This is a genomic window from Kineosporia corallincola (assembly GCF_018499875.1).
Classification (GTDB): domain Bacteria; phylum Actinomycetota; class Actinomycetes; order Actinomycetales; family Kineosporiaceae; genus Kineosporia; species Kineosporia corallincola.
In genome coordinates this window covers 61,280-86,928 of record NZ_JAHBAY010000012.1, presented here as the reverse complement: position 1 = coordinate 86,928, position 25,649 = coordinate 61,280, and the positions used below count along the sequence as shown (strand labels likewise).

Genomic DNA, 25,649 nt, shown 5'->3' with positions numbered 1-25,649 from the left:
AATGAGATGGAACCAGGCGAAGTGATTCTCCTCGTCGTCCTCGCGCTGGTGGTGATCATGGTCATCACCACCGTCGCCAAGGCGGTGCGCATCGTGCCGCAGGCGACGTCGGTGATCGTGGAACGGCTGGGGCGCTACTCCCGCACGCTGGAACCCGGCCTGCACTTCCTGGTCCCGTTCGTCGACCGGCCGCGGGCCGTGGTCGACCTGCGTGAGCAGGTGGTCTCGTTCCCGCCGCAGCCGGTGATCACGTCCGACAACCTGGTCGTGAACATCGACACGGTCATCTACTTCCAGCCGACCGACCCCAAGGCCGCGGTCTACGAGATCTACAACTACATCCAGGGCATCGAGCAGCTCACCGTCACCACCCTGCGCAACGTGATCGGCTCGCTCGACCTGGAGCAGACCCTGACCAGCCGCGACCAGATCAACGGCCAGCTGCGCGGGGTGCTCGACGAGGCCACCGGCCGCTGGGGCATCCGGGTGAACCGGGTCGAGCTCAAGGCCATCGACCCGCCGGCCAGCGTGCAGGACTCGATGGAGAAGCAGATGCGGGCCGAGCGGGACCGGCGCGCGGCCATCCTGAACGCCGAGGGTGTCAAGCAGTCGCAGATCCTCACCGCCGAGGGCGACAAGCAGGCCGCCATCCTGCGGGCCGAGGGTCAGGCGCAGTCCGCGGTGCTCAAGGCGCAGGGTGAGTCCAAGGCCATCCTCCAGGTGTTCGACGCCATCCACCGCGGCGACGCCGACCCCAAGCTGCTGGCCTACCAGTACCTCCAGATGCTGCCGCAGATCGCCAACGGCACCTCCAGCAAGATGTGGATCGTGCCGACCGAGCTGACCGCAGCCCTGGGCAGCATCAGCGGTGCCCTGGGCGGCGACGTGCAGCAGGCCCCGTCCGGCTCGTCCGCCTCGTCCGGTGCGGCGGCCCGTCCGCGCGAGGGCGAGATCGCCGAGAACCCGTTCGAGAACACCCAGCTCGAAGACCCGAACGAGGCGCTGGAGCGGGCCCGGCAGGAGGCCGCGGGCGCGTCCGCCGAGGCCGACGCCGACGCCCGCCGGGTGTCCGGTGCCTCCGGCAGCACGCTGCCGCCGGCCCCGCCCACCCAGCCCCTGGGCTACGACAAGCCCCAGCAGTGAGCTAACCGCTCGCGGCCGGGTGGGCGACGATCGCCCGCTCGGCCGCGAGCACCAGGTCGACGTACCAGTCGGCGTGGTTGTAGGCGTACAGGGCCCGGCGCACGTCGGTGCCGGCGCCCGACGCGCACAGGTAGCGCGCCGCCGAGAAGATCGCGTCCTGCGGGTCCCACACGTCCCTCACGCCGTCCAGGTCGCCGTCCACGCCGTAGGCGGCGAACGTGGCGGGCATGAACTGCATCGGCCCCAGCGCCCCGGCCGACGAGGGGCCCGGGTCGCGCCCGTGCCCGCTCTCCACCTGGCCGACCGCCGCCAGCAGCGTCCAGCTCAGGCCGGGGCAGGTGGGCGCGGCCTCGCGGTAGGCACTCTCGTACTCCTGCGGGATCCCCAGGGCGGTCACCGCTCCCGCCGCCTCCCGGCGGCGTTCCCCGGCCCGGCGCCGTTCCCGCTCGATGCGGTCCCGCGCCTCCTGGGCCGCCCGGGCCCGGCGGGCCTCGCGGTCCAGCCGGTCCAGCGTGGTCTCGGCGCTGACCAGGGCGTCGTGGGCCCGGTCGGCGTCGGCGTGCAGCCCGGTCATCGCCGCGGCCCGTTCGTCCGCCGCCCGCCCCGCCTCGGCGGCCCGGCGCACGGCCAGCCGGGCGCCGTCCCGCGCGTCGCGCAGCAGCCGGTGCGACGAGCCCAGCACCTCCTCCATGATCCGGCGGTTGGTGCCCTGCCAGCGCAGCACCTCGCTCGGCGAGCGCGCGCCCAGCAGCGTCGCCGTCAGCCCGGTCGCGCCGCCGGAGGCGTACACCGCCCGGATGTCCCGCACCCGCCGCGCCGCCACCGCGCGCCGCGCCGCCTCCAGCCGGGCGGCCTCCCGCTCCGCCGCGCCGGCCGCCGCGAACGCGCCGGACAGTCGTGAGAGGCCTTGCGCCACAGCGTCTTCCGCCGTGGTGTACGCGTCCATCAGCCGGTCCACGCGGTCGCGTGCCCGCCGGGCCCGGTCCTCCGCCCGGTCGGCGTCGGCGGTGGTCACGGCGACCAGCAGGGACGACGCGGCCGGCATCGTCCCCACCCCGTTCCCGGCCCCCTCGGCCGGGAGGAGGGGAACGGTCAGGAAGGCCAGCAGCAGGAGCAGCCCGGCCCGCCCCCGGCTGCGCCGCGCGCCCGGTCTGGTTCCCCGCATGTCCAGAGGATCGGGCCGGCCCCCCGCACCCTTGACCCGCCCGGGCCGGGAACCGGTCCCGCAACCGGTCCCGCAACCGCCGCACCGGCGCGGCGAGGACGCCGGGTGCGCCCGGCCCGGCAGAGTGGCGGCCCGTGGGGGACAACCGTGCAGAACCGAGTGACGCGGAACGGAACGGCGCCGGCCGGCGGGCGAAGGGCGTGCGCTGGTTGTTCGCCGACCAGCTCGGGCCGCACTTCCTGGACGCCGACGACCAGCCGGTGCTGCTGATCGAGTCGCTGGAGGTGTTCCGGCGCAGGCGGTTCCACCGGCGCAAGGCGCACCTGGTGCTGTCGGCGTTACGGCACCGGGCGGCGGAACTGGGTGGGCAGGCCGTGCTGCGGCGCGCCGGCACCTACACCGAGGCTCTGGACGGGCTGCCGCAGCGGCTGCGGCACCGGCCCCTGAGCGTCTGCGCCCCCACCACCTACGCCGCCCGCCGCCTGGTGGAGCGACTGCCCGTGGAGGTGCTGCCGTCGCGGGGCTACGCGATCAGCGAGGAGCAGTTCGCCGGCTGGGCCCGGCGCCGGGGCGGCCGGAAACTGCTGATGGAGGACTTCTACCGCGACGTCCGCCGGCATCATCGCCTGCTGCTGGAGGGCGACGGCGAACCGGTGGGCGGTCGCTGGAACCACGACCACGACAACCGCGAGCCGCCGCCGAAGGCCGCCACCCTGGCCCGGGCGACCGGCCTGCCCGACCCCTGGTGGCCGGCCGAGGACGAGATCGACGAGCAGGTCCGCGCCGACCTGGACCGGTGGGAACGCGAGGAGGGCGTCACCTTCCTCGGCGAGGACGGGCCGCGCCGGTTCGCGGTCACCCGCGACGAGGCGCTGCGGGCGCTGGAGTCGTTCGTGACCACGCGGCTGGACGACTTCGGGCCCTACGAGGACGCGATCCTCGCGCAGGACCGGTGGATGGCGCACTCGCTGCTGTCGGTGCCGCTGAACCTGGGCCTGCTGCACCCGGTCGAGGTGGCCCGGCGGGCCGAGCGGGCCTACCGCGACGGCGACGCCGGGCCGGCCAGTACCGAGGGGTTCGTCCGGCAGGTCACCGGCTGGCGCGACTACGTGTGGCACGTCTACTGGCACTTCGGCGACGACTACCGCCGGCGCAACCACCTGGCCGCCCGCAGGAAGCTGCCGCGCTGGTTCGCCGAGCTCGACCCGGACGGCGAGGTGGAGGCACGGTGCCTGTCGAACGCCCTGACGTCGGTCCGTGAGGACGGCTGGGCGCACCACATCCCGCGGCTGATGGTGCTCGGGAACTGGGCCCTGCAACGGGGTTACGACCCGGTGGCGGTGACCGACTGGTTCCACCGGGCGTTCGTCGACGGCTACGACTGGGTGATGGTGCCGAACGTGGTCGGCATGGCCCTGCACGCCGACGGCGGCTCGATGATGACCAAGCCCTACGCCGCGGGAGGTGCCTACATCAACCGGATGAGCGACCACTGCGGCGGCTGCCGCTACGACCCGAAAAAGCGCGTCGGCGAGGACGCCTGCCCGTTCACGGCCGGGTACTGGGCCTTCCTGGAGCGCCACCGCGAGCAGTTCGCGGGCAACCACCGGATGAGCCGGGCCTACGCCGGGATGGGCCGGCTGAAGGACCTGGAGGAGGTGCTGGAGCAGGAGCGGCTCCGGGGAGCCGGCGCTCCCTGACACCCGGCGCGCCCTAATACAGTGACGACGTGACGCTGATCCACCTCGACGACCCGCACGACGAACGTCTCGCCGACTACGTGAGCCTGACCGACGTGGTGCTGCGCACCCGCCTGGAACCGGCCGGCGGTCTGTACATGGCCGAGAGCGAGAAGGTGATCCGCCGGGCGATGCGGGCGGGCCACCGGCCCCGCTCGATGGTGCTGGCGCAGAACTGGCGCCCGTCGCTCGACGACCTGGTCGCCGACGTGCAGGCGGCCGGGGCCCCGGTGTTCACCGGCCCGATCGACCTGATCGAGTCGATCACCGGGTTCCACGTGCACCGCGGCGCGATCGCGGCGATGCACCGGCCGGAGCTGCCGCCGGTCGCGCAGGTCCTCGAGAACGCCCGCCGGGTCGTGGTTCTCGAGAACATCGTGGACCACACGAACGTCGGCGCGATCTTCCGCAGCGTCGCCGGCATCGGCGCCGACGCGGTGCTGGTGACCCCGCGCTGCGCCGACCCGTTCTACCGCCGGGCCGTGCGGGTGTCGATGGGCACCGTCTTCCAGGTGCCGTGGACCCGCATCGATCCGTGGCCCGGGGGCATGAAGCAGGTGCAGGACGCCGGTTTCCAGGTGGCGGCCCTGGCTCTCGGCCCGGGCGCGGTGAGTCTGGACGAGTTCGCCGCGAGCGCCCCGGAGAAGGTGGCGCTGGTGCTCGGCACCGAGGGCGACGGGCTCAGCCGGGTCACCCTGGAGCACGCCGACCGGGCCGTCACCATCCCGATGGCCGGGGGCGTGGACTCGCTGAACGTCGCGGCGGCCGCGGCGGTGGCGATGTGGGCCCTGCGGGTGTGAACCTCAGAGCAGCCGTGGCCCGTCCTCGTCGGTGACGTCGGCGCGCACCTCGACCGGATCGCCCACGGAGCCCAGGTCGATGTAGCGCCCACCGACCCCGTCGGAGGGGCGGGGCACCAGGCCCGGCCGGCTGTCCCAGATCCGCAGCCACTCGCAGACCTCCGGCGACGGCGGCGTGAAACCCGGCCGGGCGCGCCCGAACAGCCAGCCCGACCCGAGCCGGACGCCGCAGCCGCGCAGCGCCCCGGCCTCGTCCAGGCTCTCGACGTCCTCGGCCAGCACCGCGGCCCCGAGCTCCTCGGCCAGGTCGACCACGTTCTCCACCAGCCGCCGGCGCAGCGGGTGCCGGTGCAGGTCGCGGACCAGCCCGGCAGGCACCCGGATCAGGTCGGGCACCAGGTGCTCCAGGGCCATCAGGTCGTCCAGCCCGGCCGGGCCGGTGCCGGCGGCCAGCAGCAGGCCACGGGCGCGCAACCCGGACATCACGTCGATCGCCGGGTGCCCGGGGGTGAGGTGCGGGGTGATGAGACTCAGCACCAGGTCACTGATCTCGCCCGCCCGGTCGAGCACCCCGGTGACGTCGCGGTGGGTCAGGGCGTCGGCGTCCATCTCGACCGCGAGGAACTTGTCGTCCGGCAGCGTGGACCGCTCGCGCAGGGCGGCCTGGAGGGCGAGGGCGCCGAGCTGGCCGGACAGCCCGGCCTGCGCCGCGGCCTCGAAGTACGGTGCGGCCGAGCGGGCGGCCCAGTCGCCGATCCGCACGGTGGCCTGGTAGCCGAGACAGGTGCCGTCGGCCAGCGCGACCACCGGCCGGTGGATGCTGCGGATCGTGGCCGGCCGGGCCAGGGTCTGCGCGATCGGCTCGGCGATCTCCGGCTCGCGCGGCGCGATCACGGCGAGGCCGGAGGGCTGGGGGCGCCCGGGAAGCACTGTCACGGCGGGAACGCTAGGCCGCGCCCGCGGCCCGGTCCACGACCCACCGGGCCGGATCCGCCGTCACCCGCCGAGATGTCCGGCTCGGGCGCAAGCGTCGGCCGGACGATCGGGAAGAGTCGGCCAGACCGGGAGTGGTGAGCGCGGCGGGGCCGAAACGGCGCCAATCGGGCCGGAACTGACCGGGCGGTGGGTCAGGCCACCTGCCCGGACGGTGCGCCGGGCACCAGCCCGGTCTCGTGCTCGCGGGCCGAGCACTCCCGCTCGACCTCCTCGCAGCTCTCCCGCAGGCCGGACAGGATGGCGTCGGTGATCTCGCCGAGCTGCACCACCTGCTCCCGGCTGAGCCGGTCGAACAGGTGGGTGCGAACGCCGGCCAGGTGCGCGGGCGCGGCGCCGCTGAGCGCGTCGAGACCGGCGTCGGTGAGCACGGCGAAGGCGCCGCGCCGGTCGGTGGGGCAGCTCTCCCGCTCCACCCAGCCGTTGGCCACGAGCCGGGCCACGGCGTGCGAGAGCCGGCTGCGGGAGGACTCGCTGACGTCGGCCAGGTCGCTCATCCGCAGCCGCCGCCCGGGCGACTCGGACAGCCGCACCAGGATCTCGTAGTAGGTGTGCGGGATACCGGAGTCGTGTTGCAGCTCCCGGTCGAGCTGGGCCGCGAGCAGCCTGGTCGCAGCCAGGTACGAGCGCCAGGTGTGGTGCTCGTCCTGATCCAGCCACCGTGGTTCCGCCATGCACCCATCGTACCTTTCGACCCTCCGGAACGCGCGGGAAGGTTGAACGCTCACCCAAACGGGCGGCAAAATGGTGGACGACGGTGAGCCCGATCGGGCTCACCGTCGTCCACCATTTTTTGTGGGACGTTCTCAGTGGAACAGCGACGAGACCGACTCACCGTTGTGGATGCGGCGGATCGCCTCGGCCATCGCCGGCGCGATCGAGAGCACCTCCAGCTTGGGCACCCGTTTCTCCTTGCCGATCGGCACGGTGTTGGTGCAGACCACCTCCAGCACGTCCTCCTGGGCCTGGAGCCGGTCCAGCGCGTTCGACGAGAACAGCCCGTGCGTGCAGGCCACCCGGATCTGCCGGGCGTCCCGCTCCCGCAGCCGCTCCAGAAGCTCGAAAACGGTGCTGCCCTTGGCGATCTCGTCGTCCAGCACGATCACGTCGCGCCCGGTCACGTCGCCGATGATGTCGGTGATCACCACCTGGTCGTCGGAGAAGCGCTGCTTGGCGCCGGCCGCGACCGGCACCCCGAGGATCCGCGCGAACGCCGTGGCGGCCTTGGCGTTGCCCAGGTCGGGCGAGACCACCACGGTGTTGGACAGGTCGCCGCCCTGGAAGTGGGCGGCCAGCTCGCGCAGGGCGTGCAGGTGGTCGACCGGCACGCTGAAGAAGCCGTGCACCTGCGGCGAGTGCAGGGTCATGGTGAGTACCCGCCCGGCGCCGGCCGTGGTCAGCAGGTCGGCCACCATCCGGCCGCCGATCGAGATCCGCGGCGCGTCCTTCTTGTCCGAGCGCGCGTAGGCGTAGTGCGGCATCACCACGGTGGTGCGCGCGGCCGAGGCGCCCCGGGCGGCGTCGAGCAGCAGGAGCAGCTCGACCAGGTTCTCCTGGACCGGCGGCACCAGCGGCTGGATCAGGTAGACGTCACGTTCCCGGCAGTTGGCCTGGAGCTGGACCTCCAGGCAGTCGTTCGCGAACCGTGAGGTGCGGGAGGGGAGCAGCGGCACGGACAGGTACTGGCAGATCTCCTCGGCCAGCTCGGTGTGCGCGCTGCCGGAGAAGATGGCGATGTCCTTCACATACGCGGAGCATAGCGATCACCTGCCGGACGCCTCACCGCAGCAGTTGCTTCACCACCTTGCCCATCGCGTTGCGCGGCAGGGAATCGGTGAACACCACCTCGCGCGGGCGCTTGTGCACCGACAGCCGCCCGGCCACGTGGTCGATCACCTGCTGCTCGCTCAGCCCGTCGGCGACCACGAAAACCCGCACCCGCTCGCCCAGGTCGGGGTCCGGCACGCCGACCGCCGCCACCTCCCGCACGCCGTCGAGGGTGAGCAGGACGTCCTCGATCTCCCCGGCGCCGATCCGGAAGCCGCCGCTCTTGATCAGGTCGGTCGAGGCCCGACCGACGATCCGGTGCCAGCCGTCCGCACCGACCGTGGCGACGTCGCCGGTGCGGAACCAGCCGTCCGCGGTGAACGTGGGGGCCTGGCCGGCCGGCTGGTTCAGGTATCCGCCGAACACCGTCGGGCCCTGCACCTGGAGCTCGCCGACGGCCTCGCCGTCGTGGGGCAGGACCGTGCCCTCGTCGTCCACCAGCCGGGTGCGGGTGCCGTGCAGGGGCAGCCCGACCTGCCCGGGGCGGCGCTCGCCGCCGGCCCGGCCGCTGACCGTGATCAGCGTCTCGGTCATCCCGTAGCGCTCCACCGGCCGGTGCCCGGTGAGGGCCTCGACGCGGGCGAACACCGGCGCGGGCAGCGGGGCGCTGCCCGACACCAGCAGGCGGGCGCGGGCCAGGGCGGCGGCGGAAGCCGGATCGGCGACGGTGCGCGACCAGACGGTGGGCACACCGAAGAACAGCGAGCCGCCGTGCTCCAGTGCGGCCCGGGCGTACCCGGCCGGGGCCGGGCGCACGGTGTGCACCAGCCGGGAGCCGTGACGCAGCGGCCCGAGCAGGCCCAGCACCAGGCCGTGCACGTGGAAGACCGGCAGGCCGTGCACCAGGGTGTCGTCCGGCGTCCAGTCCCAGGCCGCGGCCAGCGCGTCGAGGCAGGCGGCGATCGCGGCGCGGGTGACCGGCACGCCCTTGGGCGCGCCGGTCGTGCCGCTGGTGTAGAGGATCAGCGCGGTGCCGGCCGGGTCCGGCTCCGGGAGGGTGCCGGTGCCCCGGGCCCCCAGGTCCACGTCGCCCGGGCCCAGGGTGAGCACGGCCCCGGAGTCGCGCAGCAGGTGCGCCCGCTCGGTGTCGCCGCTGTCGGGCGGTACCGGCACCACCGGCACCCCGGCCAGCAGGCAGCCGACCAGGGCGGTCACGGCGCGGGCGTCGGCGGCGGCCTCGACCGCCACCACCGGCGCGCCGGCCACCCGCCCGGCGACCGCGCCGGCCGCGGCCAGCAGGTGCTCCCGGCTCATCGTCACGTCGCCGACCCGGACCGCGTCGGGGAGGTCCGGGCCGTCCGGCCGGCACAGCGAGGTCAGCAGCGGCATCCGGTCAGTCCAGCAGGTTCAGGCGACGACGGCCAGGGCGTCGATCTCGACCAGCATGTCCGGGTGCGGCAGCCCGACCATCACCGTGGTGCGGGAGGGGAGCACACCGGACGGGCAGCGCGCGGTCAGGTAGTCGGCGTACGCCTCGTTCATCGCGCTGAAGTGGTCACGGGTGGTCAGGTAGACCCGCAGCATGATCACGTCGTCGAACCCCGCGCCGCCGGCCTCCAGCACCGCCTCCACGTTCTTCAGCACCCGCACGGTCTGCGCCCGCACGTCGCCGGGCGACACGTAGTGCCCGGTCTCCGGATCGACCGGCCCCTGGCCGGAGACCTGCACGGTGTTGCCGGTGCGCACGCCGGCGGAGAACGGGAGGGTGGGGGCGGTGGAGTCGTGCGGGCTCAGGGCGGAGCGGTCGGTCATCGGGCTTCCTTCACGCGGGATCTGGAGCGGGACGAGGAACGAGCGGGCGGACAGCATCGCAGACGCCGCGCCCGTCGTTCACCCACCTGCCGTGCGGGAAACCCCTGGTGCGTGAACGGTTACCGGGAGCCCCCGGCGACCGGTGGGGCCGACGGGTCGTCCGGGCCGTCGCCGGTCTCCCGGGCGACGAAGTCCTCGATCTTGAAGTAGTCGTCGCCGGCCCGCTCGCAGATGGTCAGCAGGGTCTGCATCGACGACACCTCCTCCACCTGCTCCTTGAGGAACCAGAGCACGAACTGCTCGCCGAGGAAGTCCCCCCGGTCGCGGGCGGCCTTGAAGAGCGCCTCGATCTGGGTGGTCACCCTCTGCTCCTGCGCCAGGGCCAGCGCGACCAGCTCGGTGGGCGCCGAGAAGTCGTTGCGGACCTCGCCGATCCCGGGCACGTGCGGCGGCACGTCGCGGTCCAGCAGGTAGCGCACCATCATCATCGCGTGGGTGCGCTCCTCCAGCGACTGCCGGTAGAAGAACCCGGCCAGCTGCGGCAGGTCGTGTGCGTCGAACCACACCGCCAGGGCCACGTACTGCTGCATGGCGGTGAACTCGTGACCGATCTGCTCGTGGAGCAGCGTGACGAACTTCGGGTTCTCGACTGACATCGCTGACCCCCGTCGGCGTCGTGCGAACACGGTCGCCCCAGCGTAGCCCTCCGTTACTCGCCAGTCACCCAGCAGTCGCCCAGCCCTGGCTCAGCGGGCGCAGGGGCGCCTCCGGCTGCCCTCGGCCAGCAGGTGCCGCAGTTCGGCGGCCGCCTCGGTGCCGGTGTCGACCCGGCGGCGGAACGGCAGCCGCACGTCGCGGTGCTCACGCAGTTTCTCCACCCGCAGCACGATCCCGTAGCGGTCCAGGGCGATCGGCAGCACCCGGACCACACCCAGCATGGCCTCCTGGTCGCACAGCCGGGAGAGCGTGACCACCGCGTCGGGGTGGTGGGCCACCAGGTGCTGGAGCTGCTCGGCGGCGCCCAGGTGCAGCGGGTCGGGCTCGCTGCCGCGGTAGTCCTCCACGGTCACCCAGTCGTTGTGCCCGTCCTCCTCCAGCATCACCTCGGCCACCTCGACCCGCAGGCCGACGGAGCCGGCCGAGGCCGTCCGGCCTGGCCTGACCGGGTGGGAAATCGACATCCAGCCGCCCAGGCAGACGCGTGAACGCACCCGGTCGCGTACGGAGACCGCGCAGAGTTCGGTAAGCTCGACGGTGACTGCGATATCTTCCTCGGAAGTTCCTCGGGCGGCCTGCGCTGCCCGAGCTAACGTGCTGCTCGTCTCTAGCGTTAGGATCACGTCGCCCAACGGGTCGTCGTGATGACACCCGAGAAGGTCGACGCGACCGCCGTCCCACCGGACCGACACCGAGGCGGCCGCGGCCAGAACAGTTCGAGCTCTTTCCGCCTGTGACGGGCGGGTGGGGGTGTGCGTGCGGGTGTCCACTTGCGCCTCCAGCAACATAGGTAAGCCTTACCTAATCTACCGTGGAGATCAGTCAGTGAATAACCCCCGTCCCAAGGCGAAGTTGTCTCGCGCCCTCGGCATCCCCCTGACGCCGAAGTGCGTGAAGTACTTCGAGCAGCGCCCCTACCCGCCGGGCGACCACGGCCGGGCGCGCAAGTCCACCTCGGACTACAAGGTGCGTCTGCTCGAGAAGCAGCGTCTGCGCTTCCAGTACAACATCAGTGAGACGCAGCTGGCCCGGGCCTTCGAGAAGGCCCACCGTGGCGCCAGCAAGACCGGTGAGGCGCTGGTCACCTCGCTGGAGACCCGTCTCGACGCCCTGGTGCTGCGCAGCGGCTTCGCCCGCACGATCTACCAGGCCCGTCAGGCCGTCGTGCACCGCCACATCACCGTCAACGGCATCCTGGTCGACAAGCCGTCGTACCAGGTCAAGCCGGAAGACGTGATCGCGGTCGCGCCGCGTAGCCGGAACAAGACGCCGTTCCAGGTCGCCGCCGCCGGTGCCCACCAGCTGGCCACCACCCCGCCGTACCTCGAGGTGCTGCTGCCGCAGCTGCACGCCCGGCTGGTTCGCCTGCCCGCGCGCGAAGAGGTTCCGGTCACCTGCAACGAGCAGCTCGTCGTCGAGTACTACTCGCGCTGATCTGCCCGCACCATCAGCTCCACCAGCTACACCCAGCTACACCACGGCTGTTCACCTCCACGGGTGACGTACGCGGTGCAGGGCCCGGAACACGGGGTACCTGCACCGCTACGGTCGTTGGCCTCGTGCCGGTGATCCTCGTCACCCGTGAGGGAGCCGAGCTACACCGATGGGGGATTCGGGCATGGTCGTCGCCAGCACCGGCGGTCTGCCCGAACCCCTCGCCCTGCTCCCGGGCACCCTGCTGCTCGACGCCGGCTGGCTGACCGGCCAGGTGCGCGACACCGGGGCCTTCTACGGCTCGGCCGAGCCCCGGCTGAACGCCACCCTCTGGTGGTACTCCGCCAGCGCGGTGCTGCTCGGGCAGGCCGTGCACGAACTCGTCCTGCTCGGTCGCGGCGCCTCGCTGCTGCCCGACGACATCCGGCTCGTCCCCCGCCCCGCGGGCCTCGACCGGGTGGTGCCGGGCCCGGCCCTGGAACCCGGGGCCACCGCCTTCGGCGCCCACCTCGACCAGGCCCTGACCCCGGTGATCGACGCCCTGGCCGGGGTCGGCCGGGCCACCCCGCAGTCGTTGTGGGCGATCGCCGCCGACTCCCTGGCCACCCGCCTGCTCGCCGCGCGGGCCAACCTGCCCGGGCACACCGATCCCCGGCCCCTGGCCGACGCCGTGGCCGCGGGCTCGCGCCGGCTGCGCCCCGCCCCGCGCTACCTGGACGTGCGCGGCCGGGTCTACGTGCACCGGGGCTCGTGCTGCCTGCTCTACCGGGTGCCGATGGGCACGTGCCTCAGCTGCCCACGGCAGGCCCCGGCCGAGCGGGCGAGCAGACTGGACCAGCACGCCCGGGCCGCCACCCCGTGACCTCACGCCGGCATCCGTTTCACCCGGACGATCCCCCCGAATCGCGAGGAGCCCCCGACATGCCCGACGACCTGCCCGACGATGTGCCCGCCCCCTCGTCCCTGGACAGCTTCGTCGCGCTCGGCGACTCCTTCACCGAGGGGCTGCACGACGAGCTCGGGCCGGACGGGCGGCACCGGGGCTGGGCCGACCGGGTCGCCGACGGCCTGGCCACCGCGAACGGCCGGGTGCGGTACGCGAACCTGGCCATCCGCGGCCGGCTGCTCGACCAGGTGGTGGCCGAGCAGGTGCCGGTGGCGCTGGCGCTGAAGCCGGCCCTGGTCTCGTTCAACGCCGGCGGCAACGACGCGCTGCGTCCCCGGGCCGACCTGGACCGGCTGTTCTCGGTCTACGAGCAGACCGTGGCGCGGCTGCGCGAGAACGGTTCACAGGTGCTGCTGTTCACCACGATCGGGCCGCCCCGCGCCCCCGGCGACCAGGTGGCGCGCGGTACCGCCCGGCTGATCGGCCGGTTCACCGCGTACAACGACTGCGTGCGCCGGGTCGCCGCTGCGCACGACTGCGTGCTGGCCGACATCGGCTCCGCCCCGGCCCTGCGTGACCGGCGGCTGTGGCACGAGGACCGGCTGCACCTGACCCCCGAGGGGCACGCCCGGGTGGCCGCGGCCGCCCTGGAGGCGCTCGGGCTGGACGGGGCCCGGCTGCTCGCCGACGACAGCCCGACCGGATGGTGGCGGGAGCCGCTGCCGGCCCGGGTCGCGGCCGGCCGCCTCACCGACCTGGCCGGCGACCTGCGCTGGGCGCAGACCTTCCTGCTGCCCTGGATCGGGCGCCGGCTGCGCGGCGTCTCCAGCGGCGACAGCCTGCTGCCGAAACGCCCCGAGCTGATCGAGATCACCGCCGCCCGGCCCTGATTCCTTCAGAACGGGCGTGACAGGCCGATGTGAATCCCCGTCACCTGGGGTCAGCCGCGAAGCAGGCGTGGGCGTGACCGTCCTGATGGGGGTTGCTGCTCGATGTCTTTTCTCTCGGCCTGGCCGATCCGGATCCTGTTCCGGGTGCTCGTGGCGGTGACGGTCGTCGCCCTGGTGGCGATCGCGGCGGTGGTGACCTACTCGTACCGGGCGCAGTCGACCGCCCGAGACCAGTACGACGCGGTCGTCTACGCGTACTCGTCCGTGCAGGACATGCAGAACACCGGCACGAACATCGTGCTCGACAACACCGTCATCACCTACGCCCCGCTGGCCGCCGACGCCTACAGGAAGACGCTGGAGTCGGACCTGGCGAAGATGGACGCGACCGTGGCCACCGCCACCTCGTTCGACGTCCCCGAGGCCCTGAAGAGCGAGATCACCGCGGCCGGGGCGGCCTACAGCGAGCTGGGCGACTTCCTCCAGAACCTGCCGATCGCCACCACCGAGGCGGAGCAGACCCGCAACAGTGAGGACTACGCCGAGAAGTCCACCGCGGCGACCACCGCGCTGACCGCCGCGCTGAAGACCGCCCAGGGCCGGGTCGGCGAGCTCCAGACCGAGATCGACCGGATCGGCCGGGTCACCAACTTCGTCACGACCGGGCTGTGCCTGGTCACCGCCGTGCTGATCGGCGGCCTGCTGCTGATGGTCGGACGCCGGATCGGCAGCGGGGTGAGCGAGCTCCAGGACGCGGTGGACCGGGTCTCGGACGGCGACCTGACCCACCCGGTGCCGGTGCACGGCAAGGACGAGCTGGCCTCGATGGCGCGCTCGCTGGAGAACATGCGGCTGCGGCTGGTGCAGATGTTCCGGCAGCTGGTGGACTCCAGCAACCGGCTCGGCGACTCGGCCGGCACGCTGAGCGGGATCTTCTCCGAGGTGGGCGCCAGCTCGGGCCACACCTCGTCGCAGATGGGATCGGTGTCGGCCACGGCCAACGAGGTGTCGGCGAACATCCAGGCGGTCGCGGCCGGCTCGGAGCAGATGGGCGCCTCTATCGGGGAGATCGCCCGCAGCGCCGGTGACGCCGCCCGGGAGGCGACCGCGGCGGTGAGTGCCGTGGAGTCGACCACCGACACGATGAACAAGCTGGGGGAGTCGTCGCGGGAGATCGGCGACGTGATCAAGCTGATCACCTCGATCGCGGAGCAGACCAATCTGCTGGCGCTGAACGCGACGATCGAGGCGGCGCGGGCGGGTGATGCGGGGAAGGGGTTCGCGGTGGTGGCGGACGAGGTGAAGCAGCTGGCCCAGGAGACGGCACGGGCCACCGAGGACATCTCCTCGCGGGTCGAGACCATCCAGGCCGACGCGGTGCAGGCGGGCGAGGCGATCCAGTCGGTGGCCGCCGTGATCAACCGGATCAACGAGTACCAGGCCACCATCGCCTCGGCGGTGGAGGAGCAGAGCGCCACCACACAGACGATCAACTCGGGCGTGAACGAGGCGGCGAACGGCTCCACCCAGATCGCCGGGTCGATCTCGACGGCGGCCCGGAACGCCGCGCAGACCGCCGAGTCGATGCAGCAGGGCACCGGCAGCGCGCAGCAGATCGCCGCGCTGCGGCAGGAGCTGAACGGCCTGATCGGCAGTTTCCGGCTGCCTGCCTGAGGTTTCCGGAAATGGTGGACGACGAGGAGCCCGGGCCGATCTGGCCCGGGCTCCTCGTCGTGCGGTGGTTCTAGTCCGGTGCGACGGCCACGGGGAGGTGGTCGTGCGCCGGGTGAGTGACGGTGATCGGCGGGGTGATCGGCACGGTCTGCGGTGAGACATGGGCCGGGGAACGGGGCGAGCAGGCCTCGATGAGTTCCCGCTCGGTCAGCGGTGAACCGGGCAGGGGCACCCCGCTGCCGGGCCGGAGCCCGGCCAGGACCAGGGCCAGTTGCCGGCGCCACTGGTCAGGGGCCGAGAACCTGCCCACGCCGTGCAGCATGAACATCGCGACGGACAGGTCGGTGACCGACACCTCGTCGCGCACCGCCCCCTCGGCCTTGGCCCGGTCGAGGATCTCCCCGAACGTCGGCTGCACCGTGGCCATCCGCTCCTCGACGTGCGCGTGCATCGTGGCGGATGCCGAGACATCACCGTAGAGAAGCTCTTTCAGGCCACGGTCGGCCAGCTGCATCTCGACGGCCCGGGTGAGCAGCATGACCAGGCCGGTCCACCCGTCGGGGGCCTGCCGGGCCTGTTCGGTGACCTCGACGATGGCGTCGAGACGGCTGACGAACAGGGCCTCGATCAGCGAGGACTTGTCGGGGAACCGGCGGTAGACCGTGCCGGTGCCGACACCGGCCCGGCGGGCGATCTCGTCGAGACCGGCGTCGAGGCCACGTTCGGCGAACACCTCGGCCGCCGCCGCGAGGATGCGCCGCCGGTTGCGTTCGGCGTCGGCCCGCAGCGGCCTGCCCCCGGGCCGTTCCGGCGTCATCGCCGCAGCTCCCGGGGGAAAGGCACTGTGCTGGTCATGATCTGGGTACCGGTCAGCCCATCATCATGTGGGCCTGCATCTCCGCGGCCTCTTCGTCGCTGAGCTGGGGCTTGCTCTTGGGCAGCAGCACCAGGGCGACGACGAAGGCGACGGCGACCATGGCCGTGGCCCACCAGAAGGTGTGGCCGAACGCCTCGGCGGAGCGCATCGCGAGCTGCTGGAGACCCGCCAGCACCGACGGGTCCTGGGCCTTCGACGGGTCGGCGGTGACGGCGGCCTGGGCGGCGAGCGCCTCGGCCGGCACCCGGTCCTTGATGGCGGCGGTGACGATGACGACCATCACCGCGGTGCCGATGGAGGAACCGGTCTGCTGGATGATGTTCAGCGTGGTGCTGGCCTTGGCCACCGCGGCGTGACGCAGCGTCTGCATGGCGCCGGTCATCAGCGGCATCATCGAGAAGCCCATGCCGACACCCATGAGGAACAGCCAGCCCGACAGCGTCCAGTACGACGTGTCGGAGGTGATCTGGGTGAGGCCGACGAACGAGATGGCCACGCAGAGCAGGCCCACCGGGGCGACCCGGCCGACGCCGGTGCGGTCGACCAGGGTGCCGGCGATCGGCATCGCGATCATCGCGCCCACACCCTGCGGTGCCAGCAGCAGGCCGGTGTCGAAAGCGCCCTCGCCGCGCACCTGCTGGAGGTACAGCGGCAGCAGCAGCATGCCGCCGAACACCGAGATGATCATCAGCAGCATGGTGACCGACGAGGCCGCGAACACCCGGTTGGCGAACAGGCGCAGGTCGATCAGCGCCTCGTCGGGGTCACGCAGGGCGTGCCAGACGAAGACGGCCAGCAGCACGGCGCCGGCGATCATCGGGCCGATCACGACGGCGTGCCCGAAGCCGCTCTTCTCGGAGGATTCGGCCAGGCCGTAGATCAGCAGGGCGAGACCGGGGGAGAGCAGGGCCAGGCCCAGCCAGTCCAGCCGGTGCCCGGGCGTGGGAACGTCTTTCGGCAGGATGCGCGCGGACAGGAACAGCGCGAGCGCGCCGATCGGGGCGTTGATGAAGAAGATCCAGCGCCAGCTGAAGTCTTCGACCAGCCAGCCACCGAGGATCGGGCCGAGGATCGGGCCGAGCAGCATGGGCACGCCCATGACGGCCATCACCCGGCCGAGCCGCTGCGGGCCGGCGGCGCGGGTCAGGATGGTCATGCCGGCCGGCATCACCATGCCGCCGCCGAGGCCCTGGAGCACCCGGAAGACGATGAGGGAGGTGTCGTTCCAGGCGAAGCCGGACAGCACCGAGCCGACCACGAACAGGAAGATCGAGGTCATGTAGAGCCGCTTGGTGCCGAAACGCTCGGCGCCCCAGCCGGTCAGCGGGATCACCGTGGCCAGGGCCAGGGTGTAGCCGGTGGCCACCCACTGGATCGTGGCCAGGCTGGTGTCGAAGTCGGAGACCAGGGCGGGCAGCGCCACGTTGACGACCGTGACGTCGAGAATCGACATGATGGCGCCGAGCACCACGCAGGACGCCACGAGCAGCAGCCCGCGGTCGAGACCCTGGGGTGCGTCGCCCGCCGGGGCGGTGGCGGCGGGAGCACCGGGCTCCGGGCTGCCGTAGGACGGTTCGGCCGCGTCGCGACCAGGTTCTGTGGTGGACATCGATTCCCCGGGAAGAAAGTGGAGAGAGGTTTCCGGAACACCCTAGTGGAAGTGGAGAGGCATATTCCACTTAGTTTCCCCTGGACCCGGCCTGTGTCGCGACTGTGCACCGGGAGTTCACGCGGGCGTCCCGCCGGAACATCACCCGGTCGGCGCCGGGTCGGCGGCCCACCCGGCAAAAGCCTCGAAATGCACCAAGGGGCGCCGGATGCTTACAGTGCACGCGGTACTGGCCCGGACGAGGAGGTCCCGTGACGCCGCTGCCCATGCTCGCCCCGGTTCTCGCTCAGTCCACCGAGCCGGTCGCCGGGGACGCCCGGCTGGTCACCGCCGTGGTGCTCGGCATCGCCACCGTCGTGCTGCTGATCGCGCTGGCGAAACTGCATCCGTTCCTCGCCCTGGTGCTCGGCTCGGCGGTGCTCGGGGTGAGCGGCGGCCTGGGCGTCGCGGACACCGTGGACAGTTTCACCGACGGCGTGGGCGCCACCGCCGGCACCGTCGGCCTGCTGATCGCCCTGGGCAACATGATCGGTGCGCTGCTGGCCGACTCCGGCGGCGCCGACCGGATCGTCGACCGGGTGGTGGGCCGGGTGCCGGCCTCCCGGCTGCCCTGGGCGATGGCCGGGGTGGCGGCGCTGATCGGCCTGCCGCTGTTCTTCGAGATCGGCGTGGTGCTGCTGGTCCCGGTCGTGCTGCTGGTCGCGAGCCGCACCGGCGTGCCGCTGCTGAAGGTGGCGATCCCCGCCCTGGCCGGCCTGTCGGTGCTGCACGGCCTGGTGCCGCCGCACCCGGGCCCGCTGGCCGCCGTCAGCGCCCTGGATGCCGACCTCGGTCTCACCCTGCTGTTCGGTCTGGTGATCGCCGTGCCCACGGTGATCCTCGCCGGGCCGGTGTTCGCGAGCCTGGTCTCCCGCTCGGTCGTCGCCGAGGCCCCGCCGGAACTCGTTCCCGCGTCGGGGATCTCGGACCGGAACAGAACGGGGGACGACGAGAGGACCGCGGCCGGGCCCGGCGCGGGCGGTTCCGTCGTCCCTGGTTCCGACGAAGACGCCGGGACGCCCAGGAGGCCGGGATTCTGGCCCGCGGTGGCGACCGTCCTGCTACCCGTCGTCCTCATGCTCGTGCGCGCGGTCGGTGAGCTGACGCTCGACGAGGGCGACGCGGTGCGCGAGGCGCTGGAGGTGGCCGGCGAGCCGCTGGTCGCGCTGCTGGCCGGCACGCTGGTCGCGATGTTCACGCTGGGGTTCGCCACCGGGATGGACCGCGCCCGGGTCTCCGGGAGCGTGGCCGGGGCCCTGCCGCCGATCGCCGCGATCCTCCTGATCGTCGCCGCCGGAGGCGGTTTCAAGCAGGTGCTGATCGACGCCGGGGTCGGCGAGGTGATCGCCGGCGCCGCGCGTGACGCCGATCTGTCGCCGTTGCTGCTGGGCTGGCTGGTCGCCGTCGGCATCCGGGTGGCGACCGGCTCGGCCACGGTCGCGACGATCACCTCGGCCGGCATCGTGGCACCGCTCGCCGCCACGCAGAGCAGTCCCGGGGTGGCGCTGCTGGTGCTGGCGATCGGGTCCGGCTCGCTGTTCTTCTCGCATGTCAACGATGCCGGTTTCTGGCTCGTGAAGGAGTATCTCGGGCTCACCGTGGGGCAGACGCTGCGCACCTGGTCGGTGATGGAGACGCTGATCTCGGTGCTCGGGCTGGCCGGGGTGCTGCTGCTGGCGCCGGTGGTCTGACGCCGGCCGGCGGGCCACCGGCGCGCAGGGTGATCGGAGAGGCACCCCCGGTGACCGGAGTTCGCCTGTGCCGGAGCGGATCTCGGGACGTCGACGGGTCGCGATGTCCGCATGTCACCGATGTGGCCGGATCATCACAATCATGTGACAGGCTCTGCACAGGCGTGACATATCGGGCGAACTAAGGGCAACCTTACTGGCCAGACCCCGGTCAACTGGCTAACGTGCACCGAAACTCACAGGTCACAACAAGTTTTACATTCAGGTCGTTTTCAGGCCATAGCGTGTTCCAGCCCTCGAACGGGCACATCCCGTCAGCGCCGTTCCACCGACCCGAAGGGGAGTACGACCCGCATGACCGCTCCGCTCGACGTCCCCGGGGGTGCCACCGACGCCCAGCCGGAGGCCGTCCTCGCCGGTGGCGGAGTGGCCATCCAGGGGCGCTCCCTCACCCAGATCGCCTGGACCCGGCTCAAGCGCGACCGCTGGGCGCTGGCCGGTGGCGTGCTGATCGTCGTGCTGGTCCTCGTCGCGATCTTCGCGCCGCTGGTGGTGAAGCTGCTCGGGCACCCGCCGAACGAGTTCCACGCCGACCAGATCGACCCGAACCTGTCCATGCCGATCGGCCGGTGGGGCGGCATCAGCGGCGACCACCTGCTCGGCGTGGAACCGGTGAACGGCCGCGACCTGTTCAGCCGGGTCGTCTACGGCGCCCGCATCTCGTTGCTCATCGCGTTCCTGGCCACCCTGCTGTCGGTGGTCATCGGCACCGTGCTCGGTGTGGTCGCGGGCTACTACGGGCGCTGGGTCGACACCCTGATCAGCCGCACCATGGACCTCTTCCTGGCGTTCCCGATCCTGGTGTTCGCCCTGGCCCTGGCCGGGGTGGTGCCCGACCGCGCGTTCGGCCTGAACGGCGACGCCCTGCGCATCGCCCTGCTGATCTTCATCATCGGCTTCTTCAACTGGCCCTACATCGGCCGGATCGTGCGGGGGCAGACGCTGTCGTTGCGCGAACGTGAGTTCGTCGACGCCGCACGCAGTCTCGGGGCGCGCACGCCGTACATCCTGTTCCGCGAGCTGCTGCCCAACCTGGCCGCGCCGATCCTGGTCTACGCCACCCTGCTGATCCCCACGAACATCCTGTTCGAGGCCGCGCTGTCGTACCTCGGGGTGGGCGTGCGCCCACCCACGGCCACCTGGGGCGGCATGCTCTCCGCGGCCACCACGTACTACAGCGTCGATCCCACGTTCATGATGGTGCCCGGTGTCGCGATCTTCGTCACCGTGCTCGCGTTCAACATCTTCGGCGACGGCCTGAGGGACGCCCTCGATCCCCGCGCCCGCTGAGCACCACTCCGGAAGCGGGGGCCCGTAGTCGTTCCCCTGCCAGGGATTTCGAGGAAATTCCGAGTGACGAGGTGAAGGTGGTCCACACCATGAGAAGTAGGCGCACGATCGGCGCCGTCGCCGCTGCCGCCGCCCTGGCGGTCGGCCTGGCGGCGTGCGGCGGGGGGTCCTCCGACGACGGGGCCGAGGGCGGTGGCAGCGGTGCCGATGCCGCCTTCGGCGCGGGTATCGACCAGGTCGTGAACCCGTCCGACGCCAAGGGGGGAACGATCCGCTTCGCCAACCCCGGTGACTGGGACTCGCTCGACCCCGGCGACACGTACTACGCCTACGGCTGGGACTTCGCCCGCTACTACGCGCGCACCCTGGTGACCTACAAGTCCGCCCCGGGCGCCGAGGGCGCCACCCCGGTGCCGGACCTGGCCACCGGCCTGGGCGAGCCGTCGGACGACGCGAAGACCTGGACCTACACGCTGAAGGACGGCATCAAGTTCGAGGACGGCACCCCGATCACGTCGGCCGACGTGAAGTACGCGGTGGAGCGGTCGCTCGACAAGGAGACGTTCCCGCACGGGCCCACGTACTTCAACGACTTCCTCGAGGACGTGCCCGAGGGCTACTCCGTCTACAAGGACGACAAGGGCCTGGACTCGATCGAGACCCCGGACGACAAGACCATCGTCTTCCACCTGAACCAGCCGTTCAGCGGGTTCGACAACTTCGCCGCCCTGCCGGCCACCGCCCCGGTGCCGAAGGACAAGGACACCGGTTCCAAGTACAAGACCGAGGTGGTCTCGTCCGGGCCGTACAAGTTCTCCGACTACCAGGACGGCAAGAGCTTCACCCTGGTGCGCAACGACCAGTGGGACGCCTCCACCGACGAGGTGCGCCCGGCCCTGCCGGACACCATCGAGGTGGCCCTCAACGTCAACGCCGACGACATCGACCAGCGCCTGCTCTCCGGTGACCTGGACGTGAACGTCGCCAACCTCGGTGTCGGCGCGGCCGCCCGGGCCCAGGTGCTGGCCGACCCGCAGAAGAAGAAGTACACCGACGCCGCGCCCATCAACCGCACCTGGTTCACCTCGATCAACGGTGAGGTGGCGCCGTTCGACAAGATCGAGTGCCGTCAGGCCGTGATCTACGCGGCCGACCGCACCGGCTACCAGACCGCTTTCGGCGGCTCGATCGGTGGCGGCGACGTGGCCACCGGCCTGCTCCCGCCGACCATCCCGGGTCAGAAGAAGCTCGACACCTACCCGGTCAAGGACGAGGCCGACGGCATCGCCAAGGCCAAGGAGGCGCTCGCCGCCTGCGGCCAGCCCGACGGTTTCGAGACCAGCTACAGCTACCGCGCCGAGCGCCCGGCCGAGAAGGCCGCCGCCGAGTCGATGCAGCAGGCGCTGGCCAAGGTCGGCATCAAGCTGACGCTCAAGCCCTACCCGCAGAGCGACTACTTCGCGCTCTACGCCGGCAAGCCGTCGTTCGCCAAGAAGGAGGGCCTCGGCCTGATGGCCAACGGCTGGGCGGCCGACTGGCCGGACGGTTACGGCTTCCTGGCCCAGCTGGTCGACAGCCGGGTGATCCGGGAGAGCGGCGGCGCGTCCAACCTGAGCGTCCGCGACCCGGAGATCGACTCGATGATCGACGCGGCCGTGAACGAGACCGACGACGCGAAGCGGCAGCAGACCTGGGGCGACATCGACAAGAAGGTCATGGACGGCGCCTGGGTGTACCCGGGTGTGTGGGCCAAGGTCCTGCTCTACCGGCCGGCCAACCTGACCAATGTGTTCGTCACCAGCAGCTACGACGGTTACGACTTCGCCGCGCTCGGCGTGGCGCAGGACTGACCGGCTCCGGAAAGGTAACGGGAACACGATGAACCACCGACGGCGGCGACCGGAGAGGACTGGGCAGTGACAGCGTTCATCGCACGGCGCTTGGCCGCCGCCGTCGTCATCCTGACCCTGGTCAGCCTCATCACCTTCGCGATCTTCTTCCTGGTGCCGAGGCTGGCCGGGGCCGGCCCGGACGACCTGGCCTCGCGCTACGTGGGCAAGTCGGCCGGTGCCGAGCAGGTGCACCAGCGGGCCGAGCAGCTCGGCTTCACCGACCCGATCTGGGTGCAGTACGGCGACTTCGTGAAGGGCATCTTCGCGGGCCGCACCTACGACCTGGGCGGGTCCACCCCGGAGGACTGCCCGGCCCCGTGCCTGGGCTACTCCTTCATCGACCAGAACGCGGTGCTGCCCGAGCTGCTCGACCGGCTGCCGGTGACACTGTCGCTGGCGGTCGGCGCGGCCGCGCTCTGGCTGGTCACCGGCGTCGGCACCGGCGTGCTGTCGGCGCTGCGCCGGGGCACCGTGTTCGACCGGGCGGCGATGGCGGTTGCCCTGGCCGGGGTGTCGCTGCCGGTGTTCTTCACTGGCCTGCTGGCCCTTTCGGTGTTCAGCTACACGCTCGGCATCTTCCCCGGCGGCGGCAGTTACACGCCGCTGCTGGAGAATCCGGCCGAGTGGGCCTACGACCTGATCCTGCCCTGGATCACGCTGTCCTTCCTCTACGCGGCCGGGTACGCCCGGCTGACCCGGGCGGGCATGCTCGAGACGATGAACGAGGACTACATCCGCACCGCCCGGGCGAAGGGCCTGCCCGAGCGCACCGTGGTGCTGAAGCACGCGCTGCGCTCCACCCTCACCCCGGTGCTCACCATCTTCGGCCTCGACCTGGGGCTGCTGATCGGCGGTGCCATCCTCACCGAATCGACCTTCTCGCTGCCCGGTCTCGGCACCTACACGGTGCAGGCGCTGTCGAGCAACGACCTGCCCAAGGTGCTCGGCGTGACCATGCTGGCGGCGACCTTCGTGGTGCTGGCCAACCTGGTCGTCGACATTCTGTACGCCGTGATCGACCCGAGGGTGAGGCTCTAGATGGCTGAGCAGACGGCTGAGCAGACGGCCGGGCAGGCCACGGTGGCGCAGCGGCCCTTCCTCGAGGTGAAGGACCTGCGGATCCACTTCCCCACCGACGACGGGCTGGTGAAATCCGTCGACGGAGTGAGCTTCTCGCTGGAGCGCGGCCGCACGCTGGGCATCGTCGGCGAGTCCGGGTCGGGCAAGAGCGTGTCCAGCCTGGGCATCATGGGCCTGCACCGCACCACGAACGCCCGCGTCTCCGGCGAGATCTGGCTGGACGGCGACGAGCTGGTCCGCGCCCCGGCGGATTTCGTGCGCCGGCTGCGGGGCCGCAAGATGGCGATGATCTTCCAGGACCCGCTGTCGTCGCTGCACCCGTACTTCAAGGTCGGTGCCCAGATCGTCGAGGCGTACCGGCTGTACAACGACGTGAGCAGGAAGGCCGCCCGGCAGCACGCCGTCGACCTGCTCGGCCGGGTCGGCATCCCGGAGCCGGCGTCGCGGGTGGACGACTACCCGCACCAGTTCTCCGGCGGTATGCGGCAGCGCGCGATGATCGCGATGGCGCTGGCCTGCGACCCGGAGCTGCTGATCGCCGACGAGCCGACCACGGCGCTCGACGTGACCGTGCAGGCCGAGATCCTCGACCTGATCCGCGGGCTCCAGAAGGAGTTCGGGTCGGCGGTCATCATGATCACCCACGACCTCGGGGTGATCGCCGAGCTGGCCGACGACGTGCTGGTGATGTACGGCGGCAAGGCGGTCGAGCACGCGCCGGTGCGGGACATCTTCCACGCCCCCGAACACCCCTACACCTGGGGACTTCTCAGCTCGATGCCGCGCATGGACCGGCTGCGCGCCGAGCGGCTGCTGCCGGTGCCGGGGTCCCCGCCGAGCCTGATCAACCTGCCCACCGGGTGTGCGTTCAACCCGCGCTGCCCCTATGACGACCAGACCGACGGCCGGGCGCTGACCGAGGTGCCCGAGCTGCTCGCCGTGCCGGGTCAACCGGGACACAGCGTGGCGTGCCATCTTTCGTCGTCCAAGCGCCGCCAGTTGTGGGCGGAGGAGGTGTCACCGCGGCTGTGAGTACGCCGACGGTCGAAGAGACCAGCACACAGACCGACGTCCTGCTCGACGTCAGGGGCCTGAAGCGGCACTTCCCGGTGAACCGGGGCGCCCTGTTCCGCCGTGAGGTCGCCGCGGTGAAGGCCGTGGACGGTATCGACTTCAGCGTGCGCCGGGGCGAGACCCTGGGCCTGGTGGGGGAGTCCGGCTGCGGCAAGACCACCACCGGCCGGCTGCTGACCCGCCTGGACGAGCCCACCGAGGGCTCGATCACGCTGGAGGGCCGCGACGTGGCGCACCTGTCCACGGCGCAGCTGCGGCCGCTGCGGCGCGACGTGCAGATGATCTTCCAGGACCCGTACTCGTCGCTGAACCCCCGGCACACCGTGGGGTCGATCGTCGGGGCGCCGTTCCGGCTGCACAAGACGCTGCCGGCGAACCAGATCAAGCCGGCCGTGCAGGAACTGCTGAAGCTGGTCGGGCTGAACCCGGAGCACTACAACCGCTACCCGCACGAGTTCTCCGGCGGTCAGCGCCAGCGCATCGGGGTGGCCCGGGCGATCGCCCTGCGGCCCAAGCTGATCATCGCCGACGAGCCGGTCTCGGCCCTGGACGTGTCGATCCAGGCGCAGGTGATCAACCTGCTCGAAGACCTCCAGAACGAGTTCGGCCTGACCTACGTGGTGATCGCGCACGACCTGTCCGTCGTCCGTCACATCTCCGACCGGGTCGCGGTGATGTATCTCGGCAAGATCGTCGAGATCGCCGACCGGGACGGCCTGTACGAGCGGCCGATGCATCCGTACACGCACGCGCTGCTGTCGGCCGTGCCGGTGCCCGACCCGGACGTGCGCGCCGACCGGGAGCGCATCCGGCTGCGGGGTGAGGCCCCGAGCCCGCTGAAACCGCCGTCGGGCTGCCGTTTTCACACCCGGTGCTGGAAGGCGCAGGAGATCTGCTCGGTGCAGGAGCCGCCGCTGGCCCTGGCCGCACCGGATCACCAGGTGGCGTGCCACTTCCCGGAGAACCAGCCCGGGGAACGGCTGAAGGCCAGGCCGGTTCAGCCGGAGGACTGAACCG

General features: G+C 71.8%; 23 protein-coding genes. 13 read left to right on the top strand and 10 right to left on the bottom strand.

Annotation, left to right across the window (positions count from 1 at the left end):
* The first annotated feature begins 6 nt into the window (after positions 1 to 6).
* Complete coding sequence (locus KIH74_RS25815; protein ID WP_214158872.1) at positions 7 to 1,143, top strand: SPFH domain-containing protein; 1,137 nt, start codon at positions 7 to 9, stop codon at positions 1,141 to 1,143.
* Position 1,144: 1 nt separating this feature from the next.
* Here the strand turns inward: KIH74_RS25815 and KIH74_RS25810 are convergent, their stop codons facing one another.
* Positions 1,145 to 2,308 (bottom strand): lytic transglycosylase domain-containing protein, encoded by a 1,164-nt coding sequence (locus KIH74_RS25810; RefSeq protein WP_214158871.1) that lies wholly within the window; start codon positions 2,306 to 2,308, stop codon positions 1,145 to 1,147.
* A 200-nt stretch (positions 2,309 to 2,508) separates the two neighbouring features.
* Between KIH74_RS25810 and KIH74_RS25805 the strand changes: the two genes are divergently transcribed.
* Both KIH74_RS25805 and KIH74_RS25800 read left to right on the top strand, forming a co-directional pair.
* Positions 2,509 to 4,008 carry a cryptochrome/photolyase family protein gene (locus tag KIH74_RS25805; protein WP_214159090.1) on the top strand — a complete coding sequence of 500 codons (1,500 nt, stop codon included), beginning with the start codon at positions 2,509 to 2,511 and terminating at the stop codon, positions 4,006 to 4,008.
* A 29-nt stretch (positions 4,009 to 4,037) separates the two neighbouring features.
* The gene (locus KIH74_RS25800; RefSeq protein ID WP_308114001.1) at positions 4,038 to 4,847 is read left to right on the top strand and encodes a TrmH family RNA methyltransferase; all 810 of its coding nucleotides are present in this window, start codon (positions 4,038 to 4,040) and stop codon (positions 4,845 to 4,847) included.
* 3 nt (positions 4,848 to 4,850) lie between these two features.
* Here the strand turns inward: KIH74_RS25800 and KIH74_RS25795 are convergent, their stop codons facing one another.
* The 7 genes from KIH74_RS25795 to KIH74_RS25765 all read right to left on the bottom strand — a co-directional run bounded on the left by KIH74_RS25795 (position 4,851) and on the right by KIH74_RS25765 (position 10,600).
* Positions 4,851 to 5,783, bottom strand: coding sequence for an EAL domain-containing protein (locus tag KIH74_RS25795; RefSeq protein WP_214158869.1), 933 nt, complete (start codon positions 5,781 to 5,783; stop codon positions 4,851 to 4,853).
* A gap of 191 nt (positions 5,784 to 5,974) precedes the next feature.
* Positions 5,975 to 6,514, bottom strand: coding sequence for a MarR family winged helix-turn-helix transcriptional regulator (locus KIH74_RS25790; RefSeq protein ID WP_214158867.1), 540 nt, complete (start codon positions 6,512 to 6,514; stop codon positions 5,975 to 5,977).
* Positions 6,515 to 6,646: 132 nt separating this feature from the next.
* Positions 6,647 to 7,585, bottom strand: coding sequence for a ribose-phosphate diphosphokinase (locus KIH74_RS25785; protein WP_214158865.1), 939 nt, complete (start codon positions 7,583 to 7,585; stop codon positions 6,647 to 6,649).
* Between the two features lie 34 nt (positions 7,586 to 7,619).
* Entirely contained in the window at positions 7,620 to 8,996 is a 1,377-nt protein-coding gene (locus KIH74_RS25780; protein ID WP_214158863.1) for an AMP-binding protein, read from the bottom strand.
* 18 nt (positions 8,997 to 9,014) lie between these two features.
* On the bottom strand, positions 9,015 to 9,419 hold the full coding sequence (locus tag KIH74_RS25775; protein WP_214158861.1) for a RidA family protein: 405 nt from the start codon (positions 9,417 to 9,419) through the stop codon (positions 9,015 to 9,017).
* 119 nt (positions 9,420 to 9,538) lie between these two features.
* On the bottom strand, positions 9,539 to 10,075 hold the full coding sequence (locus KIH74_RS25770; RefSeq protein ID WP_214158859.1) for a ferritin: 537 nt from the start codon (positions 10,073 to 10,075) through the stop codon (positions 9,539 to 9,541).
* 90 nt (positions 10,076 to 10,165) lie between these two features.
* Positions 10,166 to 10,600 (bottom strand): DUF2470 domain-containing protein, encoded by a 435-nt coding sequence (locus KIH74_RS25765; RefSeq protein ID WP_214158858.1) that lies wholly within the window; start codon positions 10,598 to 10,600, stop codon positions 10,166 to 10,168.
* Between the two features lie 361 nt (positions 10,601 to 10,961).
* On the opposite strand from KIH74_RS25765, the gene rpsD reads away from it, so the two are divergent.
* From rpsD to KIH74_RS25745, 4 genes are all read left to right on the top strand, one after another.
* Positions 10,962 to 11,570 (top strand): 30S ribosomal protein S4, encoded by a 609-nt coding sequence (gene rpsD, locus KIH74_RS25760; protein ID WP_214158856.1) that lies wholly within the window; start codon positions 10,962 to 10,964, stop codon positions 11,568 to 11,570.
* Between the two features lie 184 nt (positions 11,571 to 11,754).
* Entirely contained in the window at positions 11,755 to 12,432 is a 678-nt protein-coding gene (locus tag KIH74_RS25755) for a (2Fe-2S)-binding protein (RefSeq protein ID WP_214158855.1), read from the top strand.
* Positions 12,433 to 12,491: 59 nt separating this feature from the next.
* A complete protein-coding gene (locus KIH74_RS25750; protein WP_214158853.1) occupies positions 12,492 to 13,346 on the top strand; it encodes an SGNH/GDSL hydrolase family protein in 855 nt (284 codons plus the stop codon).
* 102 nt (positions 13,347 to 13,448) lie between these two features.
* Complete coding sequence (locus KIH74_RS25745) at positions 13,449 to 15,020, top strand: methyl-accepting chemotaxis protein (RefSeq protein ID WP_214158852.1); 1,572 nt, start codon at positions 13,449 to 13,451, stop codon at positions 15,018 to 15,020.
* 70 nt (positions 15,021 to 15,090) lie between these two features.
* Here the strand turns inward: KIH74_RS25745 and KIH74_RS25740 are convergent, their stop codons facing one another.
* Both KIH74_RS25740 and KIH74_RS25735 read right to left on the bottom strand, forming a co-directional pair.
* The gene (locus KIH74_RS25740; RefSeq protein WP_214158851.1) at positions 15,091 to 15,837 is read right to left on the bottom strand and encodes a TetR/AcrR family transcriptional regulator; all 747 of its coding nucleotides are present in this window, start codon (positions 15,835 to 15,837) and stop codon (positions 15,091 to 15,093) included.
* 52 nt (positions 15,838 to 15,889) lie between these two features.
* The gene (locus KIH74_RS25735; protein ID WP_214158849.1) at positions 15,890 to 17,506 is read right to left on the bottom strand and encodes a DHA2 family efflux MFS transporter permease subunit; all 1,617 of its coding nucleotides are present in this window, start codon (positions 17,504 to 17,506) and stop codon (positions 15,890 to 15,892) included.
* A gap of 266 nt (positions 17,507 to 17,772) precedes the next feature.
* Here KIH74_RS25735 and KIH74_RS25730 point away from each other — a divergent pair, with 266 nt between their 5' ends.
* The 6 genes from KIH74_RS25730 to KIH74_RS25705 all read left to right on the top strand — a co-directional run bounded on the left by KIH74_RS25730 (position 17,773) and on the right by KIH74_RS25705 (position 25,645).
* Complete coding sequence (locus tag KIH74_RS25730; RefSeq protein ID WP_372492130.1) at positions 17,773 to 19,236, top strand: GntT/GntP/DsdX family permease; 1,464 nt, start codon at positions 17,773 to 17,775, stop codon at positions 19,234 to 19,236.
* Positions 19,237 to 19,590: 354 nt separating this feature from the next.
* The gene (locus KIH74_RS25725) at positions 19,591 to 20,586 is read left to right on the top strand and encodes an ABC transporter permease (protein WP_214158846.1); all 996 of its coding nucleotides are present in this window, start codon (positions 19,591 to 19,593) and stop codon (positions 20,584 to 20,586) included.
* 89 nt (positions 20,587 to 20,675) lie between these two features.
* On the top strand, positions 20,676 to 22,436 hold the full coding sequence (locus KIH74_RS25720) for an ABC transporter substrate-binding protein (protein WP_214158844.1): 1,761 nt from the start codon (positions 20,676 to 20,678) through the stop codon (positions 22,434 to 22,436).
* Between the two features lie 66 nt (positions 22,437 to 22,502).
* The gene (locus KIH74_RS25715; RefSeq protein ID WP_214158843.1) at positions 22,503 to 23,516 is read left to right on the top strand and encodes an ABC transporter permease; all 1,014 of its coding nucleotides are present in this window, start codon (positions 22,503 to 22,505) and stop codon (positions 23,514 to 23,516) included.
* Positions 23,517 to 24,590, top strand: coding sequence for an ABC transporter ATP-binding protein (locus KIH74_RS25710; protein ID WP_214158842.1), 1,074 nt, complete (start codon positions 23,517 to 23,519; stop codon positions 24,588 to 24,590). It abuts the gene before it with no gap.
* A complete protein-coding gene (locus KIH74_RS25705) occupies positions 24,587 to 25,645 on the top strand; it encodes an ABC transporter ATP-binding protein (protein WP_214158840.1) in 1,059 nt (352 codons plus the stop codon). The genes KIH74_RS25710 and KIH74_RS25705 overlap by 4 nt, the downstream gene beginning before the upstream one ends.
* Positions 25,646 to 25,649: the final 4 nt, after the last annotated feature.